Source organism: Methylobacterium sp. 22177 (assembly GCF_052045615.1).
In the GTDB taxonomy this organism is placed as follows: domain Bacteria; phylum Pseudomonadota; class Alphaproteobacteria; order Rhizobiales; family Beijerinckiaceae; genus Methylobacterium; species Methylobacterium radiotolerans.
The window spans coordinates 1-499 of sequence record NZ_JBQEPK010000130.1; the positions used below are offsets into that span (position 1 = coordinate 1).

Genomic DNA, 499 nt, shown 5'->3' on the forward strand with positions numbered 1-499 from the left:
GCGAAGGTGCCGGCGCTGGTGACGGTCCCGGACACGGCGAGCAGGCCGGCATTGTTGGCGATGGCGCCGTCGATGCGGCCGGCGCTGGCGAGCACGGTGCCGGCATTGGTCAGGCCGCCGCTGATGGTGCCGCTGGTGGCGAGCGTGCCGGTGTTGGTCACGCCGCCGCCGAGGGCGCCGGTGTTGAGCGCCGAGCCGGCATTAGTCAGGCTGCCGGAGACGGTGCCGGTGTTGATCAGGAGGCCGGCATTGCCGACGGTGCTCTGGGTCCAGCCGGCATTGATGTAGGTGCCGGCGCCCTGGACGGAGACCGGCGAGGTCAGGCTGCCGGTGGCGGACAGGAACAGGGTACCGCCGGCGACGGTGGTCGGTCCTGCGTAGGTGTCCCTGCCGGCGAGCTCGAGGGTGCCGAGGCCTGTCTTGGTCAGGCCGCCGACGCCGGAGATGTCGTTGGCGAAGCGGCCGTAATAGGCCTGTCCGTTGTAGGTGGTGTTGACGG

General features: G+C 70.9%; 1 protein-coding gene. It reads right to left on the reverse strand.

All coding sequences use genetic code 11. The features are described 5' to 3' along the window. The coding region (locus ACTJK8_RS32380; RefSeq protein WP_440763215.1) for an autotransporter-associated beta strand repeat-containing protein at nucleotides 1-499 on the reverse strand (499 nt) is incomplete at both ends.